Origin of the sequence: Pseudoclavibacter sp. Marseille-Q434 (assembly GCF_050315415.1) — a bacterium.
Taxonomy (GTDB): Bacteria; Actinomycetota; Actinomycetes; order Actinomycetales; family Microbacteriaceae; genus Pseudoclavibacter.
Window position 1 is genome coordinate 823536 of sequence record NZ_JBNPQH010000001.1, and the last position, 12983, is coordinate 836518.

11 protein-coding genes are annotated in these 12983 nt (G+C 68.2%); 5 read left to right on the forward strand and 6 right to left on the reverse strand.

Annotated elements, in window-relative coordinates; all coding sequences use genetic code 11:
- Positions 1-11: 11 nt before the first annotated feature.
- The 3 genes from sucB to ACQFZP_RS04045 form a co-directional block, all read right to left on the reverse strand.
- Complete coding sequence (gene sucB / locus ACQFZP_RS04035) at positions 12-1496, reverse strand: 2-oxoglutarate dehydrogenase, E2 component, dihydrolipoamide succinyltransferase (RefSeq protein WP_211890410.1); 1485 nt, start codon at positions 1494-1496, stop codon at positions 12-14.
- A gap of 32 nt (positions 1497-1528) precedes the next feature.
- Entirely contained in the window at positions 1529-2929 is a 1401-nt protein-coding gene (gene lpdA / locus ACQFZP_RS04040; protein WP_218854935.1) for a dihydrolipoyl dehydrogenase, read from the reverse strand.
- A gap of 91 nt (positions 2930-3020) precedes the next feature.
- Complete coding sequence (locus tag ACQFZP_RS04045) at positions 3021-4487, reverse strand: leucyl aminopeptidase (RefSeq protein WP_211890411.1); 1467 nt, start codon at positions 4485-4487, stop codon at positions 3021-3023.
- Between the two features lie 102 nt (positions 4488-4589).
- Here ACQFZP_RS04045 and ACQFZP_RS04050 point away from each other — a divergent pair, with 102 nt between their 5' ends.
- From ACQFZP_RS04050 to ACQFZP_RS04060, 3 genes are all read left to right on the forward strand, one after another.
- On the forward strand, positions 4590-5504 hold the full coding sequence (locus ACQFZP_RS04050; RefSeq protein ID WP_104253337.1) for a proteasome assembly chaperone family protein: 915 nt from the start codon (positions 4590-4592) through the stop codon (positions 5502-5504).
- A 97-nt stretch (positions 5505-5601) separates the two neighbouring features.
- The gene (locus ACQFZP_RS04055) at positions 5602-6918 is read left to right on the forward strand and encodes an MFS transporter (RefSeq protein ID WP_104312028.1); all 1317 of its coding nucleotides are present in this window, start codon (positions 5602-5604) and stop codon (positions 6916-6918) included.
- Positions 6919-7049: 131 nt separating this feature from the next.
- Positions 7050-8459: an RNA polymerase sigma factor gene (locus tag ACQFZP_RS04060; RefSeq protein ID WP_104312027.1), complete on the forward strand. Its 1410-nt coding sequence runs from the start codon at positions 7050-7052 to the stop codon at positions 8457-8459.
- A 114-nt stretch (positions 8460-8573) separates the two neighbouring features.
- Here ACQFZP_RS04060 and ACQFZP_RS04065 read toward each other — a convergent pair whose 3' ends face one another.
- The gene (locus tag ACQFZP_RS04065) at positions 8574-8813 is read right to left on the reverse strand and encodes a DUF7455 domain-containing protein (RefSeq protein WP_104253334.1); all 240 of its coding nucleotides are present in this window, start codon (positions 8811-8813) and stop codon (positions 8574-8576) included.
- Between the two features lie 227 nt (positions 8814-9040).
- Between ACQFZP_RS04065 and ACQFZP_RS04070 the strand changes: the two genes are divergently transcribed.
- Both ACQFZP_RS04070 and ACQFZP_RS04075 read left to right on the forward strand, forming a co-directional pair.
- A complete protein-coding gene (locus ACQFZP_RS04070; RefSeq protein ID WP_249312025.1) occupies positions 9041-10324 on the forward strand; it encodes a Mur ligase family protein in 1284 nt (427 codons plus the stop codon).
- On the forward strand, positions 10321-11079 hold the full coding sequence (locus tag ACQFZP_RS04075; RefSeq protein ID WP_104312026.1) for a type 1 glutamine amidotransferase: 759 nt from the start codon (positions 10321-10323) through the stop codon (positions 11077-11079). Before ACQFZP_RS04070 ends, ACQFZP_RS04075 begins: the two co-directional genes overlap by 4 nt.
- A gap of 85 nt (positions 11080-11164) precedes the next feature.
- On the opposite strand, the gene ACQFZP_RS04080 is transcribed toward ACQFZP_RS04075, so the two are convergent.
- Together ACQFZP_RS04080 and ACQFZP_RS04085 are read right to left on the reverse strand one after the other, a co-directional pair.
- A complete protein-coding gene (locus ACQFZP_RS04080) occupies positions 11165-12217 on the reverse strand; it encodes an alanine racemase (RefSeq protein ID WP_211890412.1) in 1053 nt (350 codons plus the stop codon).
- Positions 12214-12894 (reverse strand): alanine racemase C-terminal domain-containing protein, encoded by a 681-nt coding sequence (locus ACQFZP_RS04085; RefSeq protein ID WP_211890413.1) that lies wholly within the window; start codon positions 12892-12894, stop codon positions 12214-12216. Before ACQFZP_RS04085 ends, ACQFZP_RS04080 begins: the two co-directional genes overlap by 4 nt.
- Positions 12895-12983: the final 89 nt, after the last annotated feature.

Sequence of the window (12983 nt, forward strand, 5' to 3'; positions counted from 1 at the left end):
GAGGAGCGCTGCTAGATCCCGAGGTTGCCCTCGAACGCGCCCTCTTCGAGGCGGTTCTTGATCTGCGAGAGAAAACGAGCCGCGTCCGCACCGTCGATGATGCGGTGGTCGTAGCTCAGCGCGAGGAAGACGAGCGAGCGAATCGCGATCGACTCCTGCCCATCGGCCGTCTTGACGACCGCGGGACGCTTCGCGACGATCCCGGTACCGAGGATCGCGCTCTGCGGGAGGAACACGACGGGCGTGTCGAACAGCGCGCCACGCGAGCCCGTGTTCGTGACGGTGAACGTGCCACCGGCAAGCTCATCGGGGAGCAGCTTGTTGTCACGCGTGCGCTCCGCGAGGTCAGCGATCTGACCTGCGAGACCCGCGATGTCGAGCTCCGACGCCTTCTTGATAACCGGCGTGAGCAGTCCGCGCTCCGTGTCGACCGCCATGGCGATGTTCTCGGACTCCGGGTAGACGATGGAGTCACCGTCGACCGTGGAGTTGATGATCGGGAAGCTCTGCAGAGCCTCGGCCGCTGCCAGCGTGAAGAACGGCAGGAAGGAGAGCTTGTTGCCCGTCTTCGAGTGGAAGTCGCCCTTGACGCGATCGCGCAGCTGCGCGATGCGAGTCACGTCGACCTCGACGACCGTCGTGAGCTGAGCCGTCGAGTTCATCGATGCGACCGCGCGCTCGGCGACGACCTTGCGGAGACGCGACATCTTCGCGGTCGTGCCACGCAGCTCGGAGACCTCGAACGGAGTCGGCTCGCCCGGCGTGCCAGCCGAAGCTGCCTGCGCGGGGGCTGCGCTCTTGCTCGACTCGGCGAAGGCGACGACGTCTTCCTTGCGGATACGTCCGCCGACGCCCGTGCCCTGGACCTTCGTGAGGTCGACGCCTGCGTCAGCCGCGAGCTTGCGCACGAGCGGCGTCACGTAGCGCGGGTCGGAGCTCGAGGCGGCCGATGCCGACTCGCCGCCCTGCTTGGGCTGCGACGGCTGCTTGGGCTGCGCCGGCGGCTTCGGAGCGGATGCCGACTGCTGCGCGGTCTGCGCTGCGGGCGTCGCCGCCTCCTTGGCGGGAGCCTCGGACGTCGTCTCCTTCTCGGGAGCAGGCTCGGCGTAGCCTTCGTCTTCCTTCTCGGCGGGTGCCTCTTCGGTCTCAGGAGCCGCGGCGGGCTGCGAGGTGGCTTCCGCCGCCTCCTCAACCTCTGGCTCCGCCGTTGCCGCTTCTTCTTCAGCCGGGGCGCTGTCGTCGGACGAGGCTGCGCCCGAGCCATCACCGAGGCGTGCGAGGACAGCGCCGACCTCGACGGTCTCGTCTTCTCCGACGAGGATCTCCTCGAGGACGCCGGCGATCGGCGACGGGATCTCGGTGTCGACCTTGTCAGTCGAGACCTCGAGCAGCGGCTCGTCGACCTCGACGGTGTCGCCGACGCTCTTCAGCCAACGGGTGACGGTTCCTTCTGTGACACTCTCGCCGAGTGCCGGGAGCGTTACGTCTTCGCTCATGATGTTGGTTCTCCTTGAGTGGTTCTGGCGGGTCAGAGGGCGTGCAGCGGGACACCGGCGAGCAGACGGGCTGCTTCGCCGATCGTCTCACCCTGCGTCGGGTGGGCGTGGATGAGGTGTGCGACGTCCTCTGGGTAGGCCTCCCAGTTGACGATGAGCTGAGCTTCGCTGACGAGCTCGCCGACGCGGCCACCGATCATGTGGACGCCGACGATCGGGCCGTCGTTGACGCGGACGAGCTTGACAGTTCCGCTCGTGCCGAGGATCGAGCTCTTCGCGTTGCCCGCGAGGTTGTACTCGGCGGTGGAGATCGCGTCGTCGCCGAACTTCTCCTTGGCCTTGACCTCGGAGTAGCCGACGGAGGCGATCTCCGGGTCGGAGTACGTGATCTTGGGGATGTTGATGTCCTCGACCTGAACGGGGTTGAGACCCGCGATCTGCTCGGCGACGAAGATGCCGTGCTGGTAGCTGCGGTGCGCGAGCTGGAGGCCGGGAACGATGTCACCGATCGCGTAGACGCCGGGCACGTTGGTCTGGAGCGTCTCATCCACCGGGACGAATCCGCGGTCGGTCGTGACGCCGACCTCCTCAAGGCCGATACCGGCCGTGACGGGGCCGCGGCCGACCGCCACGAGGAGCAGGTCTGCGTCGAGCACGTCACCGGACTCGAGCTCGACGTGCACGCCGTAGTCGTCCTGCGTGACGCCCTTGAAGCGGACACCGAGCTTGAAGTCGATGCCGCGCTTCTTGTACGCCCGCTCAAGCTGCTTGGAGACCGATTCCTCCTCGGCGGGCGCGAGGTGCTTGAGGCCCTCGACGATCGTCACCTCGACACCGAAGGAGCGCCAGACGCTGGCGAACTCGAGTCCGATGACGCCGCCACCGAGGATGACGACGCGGTTCGGGAGCCAGTTGAGCTCGAGCGCCTGCTCGCTCGTGATGACGTTGCCCGAGATCTCGAGGCCCGGAAGCGATCGCGAGAAGGAGCCGGTCGCGAGGACGACGTTCTTGCCCGTGAGGGTGTCGTCGCCGACCTGGACGCTCGTGGGCGAGACGAGCTTCCCCTCGCCCTGGAAGACGGTGACGCCCTTGGCCTTCAGGAGGCCCTGCAGGCCCTTGAACTTGCTGGCGACGATGCCCTCGCGGAAGGCGTTGACCTTCTCGATGTCGACGCCCTGGAATTCGGTCAGCACGCCGACGGATGCGGCTTCGTGTGCGTTGTCTGCAAGCTCTGCAGCGTGGAGCATGGCCTTCGTAGGCACGCAGCCACGGTGGAGGCACGTGCCTCCGAGCTTGTCCTTCTCAACGAGAGCGACGGTTGAGCCCAGCTGAACGGCGCGGATAGCTGCGGCGTATCCCGCACTTCCTCCGCCAAGGACGACGAGGTCGAAATTGTGTTCTGACACCCGGAAAACTCCCTCAATGGAATTCATAGAGAAGCGGCGGCCGGTCTGTGGTCGCCACGCGCGGCGAAATTACCCCTCACGGAAGCCTACACGCGTCGAACTGGCAGGAATAACCAGCTCAGGCCCGTGACTCGAGCAACGCGATGAGCGTGCGGACCATCACCCCGGTTGCGCCCTTGGGCACGTAGCCGTACGCCGCCGACTCGTTGTTGGACGGGCCTGCGATGTCGAGGTGCACCCAGGGGAGGGCCCCGTTTCCGTCAGCCCGGTCGCCGACGAATCGCTCGAGGAACGCCGCGGCCACGAGCATCCCTGCCGAGCGGTTGCCGGAGCGCATGTTCGCGAGATCCGCGACGGGCGACTTCAGGGTGTCGCCGACCTCCTCGGGGATCGGCATCGCCCACGAGGGCTCGCCGACGGAGCGCGACGCGTCGACGACGCTGCGGATCCACGCGTCGTCGTTGCCCATGACCGCGGTGGTGCGGTCGCCGAGTGCGACGACCTGGGCGCCCGTGAGCGTCGCGATGTCCATGATGAGGTCGGGGTGCTCCTCGCTCGCAGCTGCGATGCCATCGGCCATCACGATGCGTCCTTCGGCATCGGTGTTGGTGATCTCGACGGTCTTGCCCCCGTAGATCGTCACGACGTCATCTGGACGTGTGGCCGTGCTCGACGGCATGTTCTCCGCGATGCACAGCCACCCGGTGACGGCGACCTTGATGCCGAGCTCGGCGGCCGCCTGGAGGACTCCGACGATGGTCGCGGCGCCGGCCATGTCGAACTTCATCCCGACCATGGAGGCGGCGGGCTTGAGCGACAGGCCGCCGGTGTCGAAGGTGATTCCCTTGCCCACGAGCGCGATGTGCAGTTCCGCTCCTTCGGGGCGGTAGGCGAGGCGGACGAGGCGGGGGCCGCGCGAAGACCCCTGGCCGACAGCCGTGAGGCCGCCGAACCCACCGTCACGGAGCTGCTGCTCGTCCCAGACACGGGACTCGAGGCCGTTCTCGTCGGCGACTCGGAGCGCGAGGTCGGCCAGCGCGGCGGGCGGGAGGTCGTTCGGCGGCGTGTTGACGGCGTCCTGGACGAGAGCGACGGCGTTCGCGAGCGTGGCGGCACGCGTGTTCTCTGCAGCAGCGCGGTCACGGTCACCCGTGACGACCGTGATCGTCGTGAGCGCGTCGTCGTCGAGCTCCGACTTATAGGCGGTGAAGCGATAGCTCGCGAGCAGCGCTCCGAGCAGGACCGCCTGTCGGATCGCCGGCTCGAGCGCATCCGCGTCGATCGCGATCGCGGATGTCCCCACGGCACGAGCGAGAGCCCCTCCCGCGCGTCGCGCCTGCTCCTCGTCGCTGCCGTCGCCGAGCCCGAGCGCGATGGCAGCACGCACCCCGCCCTCGTGCTGAATCGCGATCTTCTGCGTCTCGCCGCTCTTCCCGCGGAACCCGGTCGCCTCGAGAGACGGCTCCAGGTCCGGGAGCCCGGGGGGAGCCGAGATCGTCAGAGCGTCATCGAGTCGGAGTACGGGAAGCACCAGGAGGTGTGCATCGGGGGCTGATTCGGCGAGTTCCAGGATGGCGTGCGTCATGCACGCAAGCCTATTGCGGGCCCGAGGGGCCAGGCGGGCGGGCTCGTGCGCCAAGCGCGAACGCCCGCGCAGGGGTCAGCGTTCCGACCTAGCATTGTGCCTATGAGCGAGACTGAGCGCATCTTCCGAGTGGCTGCCGCATGGCACGACGTGCCTGCCGGTCTGCCCCTCATCGTGGCGTTGCGTGGCGGCCACGACGCAGGTGCCGTGGCAGCGCAGGTCTCCGACGAGATCGTGGGGCTGGATGAGGACGCGCGGATCGTCGCGGAGTTCGATGTCGACGAGCTGTACGACTACCGGGCACGTCGTCCGATCGTGTCCGTGTCGAATGGTCGCGTGAAGTCTGTGACGGAGCCGAGGCTCGATCTGCGTCTCGTCACGGACGAGCTCGGTCAGGAGTTCCTGTTCCTCTCCGGCTTCGAACCCGACTACCGCTGGCGGCTCTTCAGCGAGGCGCTCGTGAGCGCAGTCGACGCGCTCGAGGTCTCGTCGACGACGTGGGTCCATGCCGTGCCGATGCCGGTGCCGCATACGCGGCCGATCCGCATCGCGGCGACGGGCAACCGTGAAGAGCTCGTCGATTCGCTGTCCGTCTGGAACCCGACCACGGAGGCCCCGGCGCACGTGATGCAGTACTTCCAGGTTCGCGCGGAGGAGCTGGGGCATCCCGTGCTCAGCCTCGCGATGCTCATCCCGCACTACGTTGCCGACTCGTCGGTACCGGCGGGCGCCGTCGCTGCGCTCTCTGCGCTCGGCAGCGCGACAGGACGGATGATCGCGACCGAGGCCCTGCGTGAGCGCGACCGCACCTTCCGTGCCGGGGTGGATGCCGAGCTCGAGTCGAATCCCGATGGGCAGAAGCTCATCCACGCCCTCGAGACGCAGCACGACGCCTACCTGCAGAATCTCGCCGTCAGCAACGACTTCGAAGATGCGGCGGGGGAGCTGCCCTCCGCTGACCAGCTCGCCGCCGAGATCGAGCGCTACCTGGCGCTGGGTCGGGACGACGACGCCTGAGCCGAACGCCGGGCGTTCGCTGCGTCCGATCGGCTGAAGAACCGGTCGATTCGCTCTGTGTGATCGACCGGTTCGCCGACGCGAGAGAATAGACGAGATGAACCCTCGTCTTGCTCCCGCGATGTTCGCCATCACGGCGACTGCCTACATGGTCGCGGTGACGCAGCGCTCGTCGCTCGGGGTCGCCGGCGTGCTTGCGAGCGAGCGCTTCGATGTCGGGGCGACCGCGCTCTCCACGTTGGCGGTCGCGCAGCTGGCGGTGTACGCGGCACTGCAGATCCCCGTCGGCATGCTGCTCGACAGGTTCGGGCCCTCGCGGTTGATCCTGGTAGGCGCCCTGCTCATGTCGGGTGGTCAACTGATCGTGGCGCTGGCGCCGGAGCTCGGTGTCGCCGTCCTCGGCCGGATGCTCGTCGGCGCGGGGGATGCGACGACCTTCGTCTCCGGGCTCCGCATCATCGCCGCATGGTTCCCGCCCCGCCGGGTGCCGATCTTCGTGCAGTGGTACGGCAACCTGGGTCAGCTCGGGCAGGTGCTCTCCGCGGTGCCGTTCGGGTTCCTGCTGCGCGCCACGTCCTGGACGCCTGCCTTCCTCTCGGTCGCGAGCCTCGCGGTCATCACGGCAGCTGCCGTGGCCATCTTCCTCCGCGACAGCCCGGAACTGCGTCGAGCCGGCGAGGCGATCAGCGTCCGCGGTGTCCTCGGCAAGGTCGGCCAGGCCGCCAAGCGCCCTGGAACGAGGCTCGGGTTCTGGGCGCATTTCACGACCCAGTTCCCCGGCACGGTCTTCGGCCTGCTCTGGGGGTACCCGCTCATGACCCAGGGGCTCGGCCTCGAACCTGCTGTGGCGTCGTCGCTCCTGCCGGTCATCGTGCTCGCCGGCATGGTCCTCGGTCCCTTCCTCGGCGTGCTGACGGGGCGCTACCCGCTGAGACGCTCCAATCTCGTGCTCATCTGTGCGCTCCTCATCCTTGTCGTCTGGGTTGCGATGCTCCTCTGGCCTGGCCTGCCACCGCTCTGGCTCCTGATCGTGCTGCTCGTCGTCATGGGCATCGGCGGCTCCGGATCGGCGATCGGCTTCGACTATGCGCGGACGTTCAACCCAGCGTCGAGCCTCGGCTCTGCCTCCGGCATCGTGAACGTCGGTGGGTTCGTCGCGAGCTTCACGACGATGTTCCTCATCGGCATCTCCCTCGATGCGCTCGGGATCGGCGTCACCGGCGCCGTCGACTGGCAGCAGTACAAGCTCGCGTTCTGGGTGATTCCAGGCATCATGCTCGTCGGCCTCTGCGGCCTTCTGCTCAGTCGACGGCGAACCCGCGGCCGCATGGCGCGCGACGAGGGAATAATCATCGACCCTATCTGGGTTGCTATAGGCAGGAAATGGTTCGGTTCAGGACGACGGGGATTGTGACTGCACGGCCCCAATCCAGGGTTTCGTCCGAAACCGTGCCATAATCAACGGATGGACCCTGCGGGTCTGCCTTCGAGCAGACTTGACAAGGGCCTTCCTTATGCCCGCACCGTGACGAGAGGGGTCTGAACATGGCGACACGCACGGGAGCTACCACGGCTACTGCAGAAGCAACCGAGGAAGTCAGCAAGAAGGCGCCAGCGCGGAAGCGCGCGACGCCGGTCAAGGAGGCGAGCGCCGACGCAAGCGCCGCAGCCACGACCGAGAGCACCACTGACGACGCCGCGACGGCGAAGAAGCCCGCCGCCAAGCGCGCACCCGCAAAGCGCAAGGCCGCCGCTGCGGCCGATGGCGCGCCCGCGAAGGCGGCGCCTCGCAAGCGCGCGGCTGCCAAGAAGAAGGTCGACGGCGACGAGCCGGAAGACGGCGTCGACGAGGCTGAGATCGAAGAGGCCGATGCGGAGGCGGATGTCGCTGACAGCCCGGAGTCCGACGACGACTCGGTCAAGCCCGCTGACCCGAAGGACGCCAAGGCCGACGCCGAGCAGGCACGCGTCCAGGGCGCGATCGTCCTCACGCCGAGCGACGACGAGGAAGAGACCCCGGTCTACTCCGCGGCCATCACCGGCGCGACCGCCGACCCGGTCAAGGACTACCTCAAGCAGATCGGAAAGGTCGCGCTGCTGAACGCAGCCGAAGAGGTCGACCTCGCCATGCGCATCGAGGCGGGACTGTTCGCTGCCGAGAAGCTCAAGGAGCAGGAGGGCGAGCTCGACAAGCAGCTCGTGCGTGAGCTGAAGTGGGTTGCCCGCGACGGCGACCGCGCGAAGAGCCACCTCCTCGGAGCCAACCTCCGCCTCGTCGTCAGCCTCGCGAAGCGCTACACGGGCCGCGGAATGCAGTTCCTGGATCTCATCCAGGAGGGGAACATGGGCCTCATCCGTGCCGTCGAGAAGTTCGACTACACGAAGGGCTTCAAATTCTCGACCTACGCCACCTGGTGGATCCGTCAGGCGATCACGCGAGCCATGGCAGACCAGGCGCGCACCATCCGCATCCCGGTGCACATGGTCGAGGTCATCAACAAGCTCGCCCGCGTGCAGCGCCAGATGCTGCAGGACCTGGGCCGCGAGCCCACGCCGGAAGAGCTCGCCAAGGAGCTCGACATGACGCCCGAGAAGGTCGTCGAGGTGCAGAAGTACGGCCGCGAGCCCATCTCGCTGCACACGCCGCTCGGTGAGGACGGCGATAGCGAGTTCGGTGACCTCATCGAGGACACCGAGGCTGTTGTGCCCGCCGACGCGGTGAGCTTCACGATGCTGCAGCGTCAGCTCGAGTCGCTCCTCGACTCTCTCGCTGAGCGTGAGGCCGGCGTCATCCGCATGCGCTTCGGCCTCGGCGACGGCATGCCGAAGACGCTCGACCAGATCGGTGACACGTTCGGCGTGACGCGAGAGCGCATCCGCCAGATCGAGTCGAAGACCATGGCCAAGCTGCGTCATCCATCGCGGTCGCAGTCGCTGCGCGACTATCTCGAGTAGCGAGCACTGCCAGGCTGGCGTCATGCCAGCAACGCAGGAGGCCCGGATGCATCTGCATCCGGGCCTTCTTCGTGTGCGGCGCTGGGCGAGCCAGCGCGTCGTGTGTGTGGGCGACTACTCCGCGGTCTGTCCCGCAGCGGCCTTCTCGCCGTGCAGGCGAGCGGTCTCGTCGTGCCAGGCGACTGCCTGCTGGCGGAGCTTCTCTTCGTGGCGCGTCGCGTGGTGTGCGCAGAAGAGGAGCTCTCCGGCGCTCAGCTGGACTCGGACGTACGCCTGAGCTCCGCACGCGTCGCAACGGTCTGTTGCGGCGATGGGCGCCGAGTCGGTGCGCAGGGCCGTTGTGCTCTCCGTCATGATGCCTCCAAAGCTTCGGTGATCTTGCGATCACGACAATTAGAGCACGCGAGTCGGAGTCCCGCGTGGTTTGAGGGGTCAGGTTCGCCCTGCGCGTAGCCGTCTTCGGCCGGGGTGACGTCGGGCGCCTGGTCGCGGGCCCGTGAGATACTGGCGGCGGTCGGCGAGACGGGGGATTCTCGTCGCTTCGACGACAGCGCAGGCACTGCGCGGAAACGGGAGTGTGCATGGGTGGCAAGCTGCGGCGGATGATCGCCGTCGGTCTCGGACGGAGCGCGCGCGGCGCGATGCGTCTTCGCGGGGGAGGCTCCGCGGTGCCCGGCAGGGTGGCGCTCGCCATCTCCCCGGATTTCCTCGAGACCGCAGTCGCGAAGCTTCCGCTCGGCGTCATCTTCGTCTCCGGCTCGAACGGCAAGTCCACGACGACGCACTTCCTGACCAGGATGCTGCGCCGCCACGGGCTCCGCGTCTTCACGAACTCCTCGGGGGGAAACCTGCCGCAGGGCATCGCGTCGTCGATGCTCCCCGACGTCGACGTCAACGGGAACCTGCGCGCTGACATCGCGGTCCTCGAGGTCGATGAGGCGTACGGGCCGCGGCTGCTCGGTCACCTCCACCCACGTGGCGTCCTGCTGCTCAACGTGCAGGTCGACCAGCTGAACCGCTTCTACGACCCATCGCGGGTGACGGAGTTCCTCCGCACCATCGCCGCGGCGTGCGGTGACTTCAGCGTGCTCAACGCCGATGACGCCTCGCTGCGGAGCCTGCCGCCATCGTTGGACGCGCCCGTGACCTGGTTCGGCGTCGCCCCGGAACTGATCGAGCAGTCCCCGAACGGGCTTTCGAACTTCGATGACATCTCCGCAGCGAGCGTCGAGGTCGCCGCCGGCGAGCGCGCTGTGCAGGTCGTCGCGCTCAAGGGACGGGACGCGATGCTTCGCATCGGCGACGACGAACTCGCTATCAAGCTGCCCGCACGAGGCCTCCACTACGCGCTCGACGCGGCCGGCGCGGCCGCGACCGCTCAGCGCATCCTCGGAGACTCCTTCGTGCCTGCCCTCGTCGCAGAGGCACTCGGCGAATCGCAGACCGTCTACGGGCGCGGTGAGGTCATGAGCGTTCGCGGTGAGGACATCGAGATCATCATGATGAAGAACCCGCCGAGCCTCCAGATGAACCTGGATGCGCTCGAAGAGGCACCTGAGCAGGTCTTCATCTCCGTCGACGAGGGAACGCCAGATCCTTCTTGGATCTTCGGCGCCGACCTGAGCAGGCTCGACCACGTCGACGTGGTCTCGGGTACCAAGGCCTGGCAGATCGCAACGCGCCTCGGCTACGGGGACATCCCTGTGGGACACGTCGAGCCGAACCTGGGTGAAGCCCTCGACAGGTTCCTCGCGCTGCCGAAGCCGAGCAGGGGCATGAAGACCATGATCGTGAACTACGAGCAGATGATGTCGATCCGGCGCCGCCTCGGGCAGTCCGGCATCGAGGGGAAGGTCAACTCATGAAGCTGCGGATCGCGCACCTCTACCCGGTCGAGCTCGGGATCAACGGGGATGTCGGCAACGTGACGGTCCTCGCGAAGCGCGCACGAGCGCGCGGTCTCGAGGTCGAGGTCGTCAACGTCGGTCGTGGCACCGCCTCGCTCCCGGAGCGCATCGACGTCCTCCACGTCGGATCCGGCCCACTCGCCGCAGTGCAGACGGTCCAGGCAGACGCCCTGCGGCACGCGGCCGAGCTGCGCGACCTCGTCGGAGCCGGGCTGCCCCTGCTCGCGGTCGGCGGAGGCTGGGAGCTGCTCGGCACCAGCATCACGCACGATGACGGCGAACTCGAGGGCCTCGGCGTGTTCGCCTCCAGGGCCGTTCGCGAAGCGTCGCAGAGCGTTGCCGAGACGGTGGTGCGGGGCGACGGCGGGCTGCTCGCCGGGTTCGCCAACCACAACGCGATCACGGCCCTCGGCGCTGGGGCGGAACCGCTCGGGGAGATCGTGCGGGGCTTCGGCAACGGAGGATCGGCGGCCGAGAACACCGGCGCAGAGGGCATCCGCCACCTCGCCGCGATGGGAACGCACCTCCACGGACCGGTCCTCGCCCTGAACCCCTCTCTCGCGGACCAGCTGCTCGAGCGGGCCGTTCATCGTCACGACGCCGACCGCAGTCTCGGGGACGGTGGCGAGGAACTCGCCCGCCTCGACCTCTGGTCGCAGAACGCGCGTCTGGCCCTCATGCGACGGATCGGCGTGGCGGCCCCGGCGTCCTGACCGACGGCAGGGCCGCACCAAGGCGCGCCCGAACGGCCTGCTCGCGTGGATCCGTCAGGCCGCTTGGGCCTGACGACTGGGCGCGTCAGGAGACCCCGAAGCTCCGGGCCACTCGTCGGGTGAGGCCGGTCACGATCTCATCGCCGACCGTCTCTCCCCAGATCGCCCACTGCTCGGCCGTCGCCTCGCCGTTCGAGCCATCGCCGAAGACGATGCACTCTCCGCCGGCAGCCACGGCCGCCGCACCCTGTGGGAGCGCCACGACCGTCTCGTCGACGCCGACCTCCACGACGGGGGCGATGTGCCCGTCGACGATGACGTAGGCGCCGCCCTCCGGGTCGGACTGGATGCCGTCGCCGTACCCGACGGCGATGCTTGCCAGACCGTGGCGCGCATCCAGCACCGGGGCGCGCAGCTGCATCGCGGGCCTCAGGCCGAGGTCGGCGGCGCTGCGGTCGCCGAAGGGGGAGATGCCGTACGCGGCGATGCCGACGCGCACGAGATCGAAGTGAGCCTGGGGGAGGTCGATGACGGCGGCGCTCGCCCCGAGGTGCAGCAGCTCGAAGTCGGCGCCGAGCGCGCGGGCCTCCTCGACCGCCGCGATGAAGACCTCGGTCGACTCGAGGTCGGCGCTGTGCGAGGTGTCCGAGAGGTGGCTCCAGGCCGCGACGACGTCGAGCTTCCCGAGCGCCTGCAGGCGCAGCGCCTCGGTCACGAACTCGGCCCAGCGCGGCCGGTCCGCGCCACCACGGTGCAGGCCCGTGTCGATCTTCAGGTGCACGCGAGGTCGGACGCGCGCATCGCTGGCGGCGATCGCCTCGAGCTGCCAGAACGTCTGCACGCCCAGGTCGACCCTTGCTTCGGCCGCCGCCGCGAAGTCGCTGCCCTGGCCGTGCATCCAGGCGAAGAGCGGGACCTCGACCCCGGATTCGCGCAGCTCGATGCCGACGTTGGCCTCCAGCACGCCGAACGAGTCGACGCCGGAGTCCAGTCCAGTGCGGACCACCTCGTGGAGTCCGTGCCCGTAGGCGTTCGACTTCACCGCGAGCATGAACTTGGACTGCGGCGCAAGGGCGGCGAGCGCACGGATGTTGCTGCCGATCGCCTCGAGGTCGACGTGCGCGACTGCAGCGCTCATGTGTAACTCCGTTCGAATCGCGGGCTCATCCTGCTTGCGATCGCGGCGGCCCGGATCCCCGTGGCGTGCTGCCAGTCGAGGATGCTGGGCTCGCCGGCTGCGGGGTCGCCGAAGAGGATCGTCAGGTCGCCTGGCTGGGCTGGAGCGCCGAGCAGATCGACGGAGAACTGGTCCATGGAGATGGCGCCGACGATGGTCCGGGTCGCCTCTCCGATGAGCACGGGTGCCGTGTTGGATGCGCGCCGGACGACGCCGTGCGCGTAGCCGATGCCCACCAGCGCAAGTTGTGTTCGCTGCGAGGTCACGTAGCTGTAGCCGTAGGAGACGCCCTCGCCGGCTTCGACATCCTTGACCGCCAGGATCTCAGCGCTGACGCGCATGGCTGGGCGGTAGGCGCGGTCCGTGAGGCCGAACAGCGAGCCGCCGGTGATCCTGTCCGAGTTCACGGCATCGGCGTGCAGGAGGGGCGTGCTGAGGTGCAGGAGGGACGCGCGATCCATCTCGGGGGAGACGATGAAGCCCTCGTACCCCTCGGCGTCGAGCGCTTCGGCGACGCGGACCGCGCCGTGTCCATACGCGTCCGCGCGGAGGTCTGCATAGCTGGCGGTCTCCGACCCGAGGAGGCGGGTCGAGTTCTCGCGGATCGCGCGAAGGTCGATGTGGATGCGTCTGCGCACCGGCTCGGGAGTCTGCACGTTGTGCCCTCTCTGGTCGTCGCTGGGCGTGGTCAGGCTAGCACCGGCCGTTCTGGCCTCCGCTGAGGCGC

Coding starts and splice junctions, on each gene's coding strand:
- sucB (WP_211890410.1), bottom strand. CDS start 1,496: ATGAGCGAAGACGTAACGCTCCCGGCACTCGGCGAGAGTGTCACAGAA.
- lpdA (WP_218854935.1), bottom strand. CDS start 2,929: ATGAATTCCATTGAGGGAGTTTTCCGGGTGTCAGAACACAATTTCGAC.
- ACQFZP_RS04045 (WP_211890411.1), bottom strand. CDS start 4,487: ATGACGCACGCCATCCTGGAACTCGCCGAATCAGCCCCCGATGCACAC.
- ACQFZP_RS04050 (WP_104253337.1), top strand. CDS start 4,590: ATGAGCGAGACTGAGCGCATCTTCCGAGTGGCTGCCGCATGGCACGAC.
- ACQFZP_RS04055 (WP_104312028.1), top strand. CDS start 5,602: ATGAACCCTCGTCTTGCTCCCGCGATGTTCGCCATCACGGCGACTGCC.
- ACQFZP_RS04060 (WP_104312027.1), top strand. CDS start 7,050: ATGGCGACACGCACGGGAGCTACCACGGCTACTGCAGAAGCAACCGAG.
- ACQFZP_RS04065 (WP_104253334.1), bottom strand. CDS start 8,813: ATGACGGAGAGCACAACGGCCCTGCGCACCGACTCGGCGCCCATCGCC.
- ACQFZP_RS04070 (WP_249312025.1), top strand. CDS start 9,041: ATGGGTGGCAAGCTGCGGCGGATGATCGCCGTCGGTCTCGGACGGAGC.
- ACQFZP_RS04075 (WP_104312026.1), top strand. CDS start 10,321: ATGAAGCTGCGGATCGCGCACCTCTACCCGGTCGAGCTCGGGATCAAC.
- ACQFZP_RS04080 (WP_211890412.1), bottom strand. CDS start 12,217: ATGAGCGCTGCAGTCGCGCACGTCGACCTCGAGGCGATCGGCAGCAAC.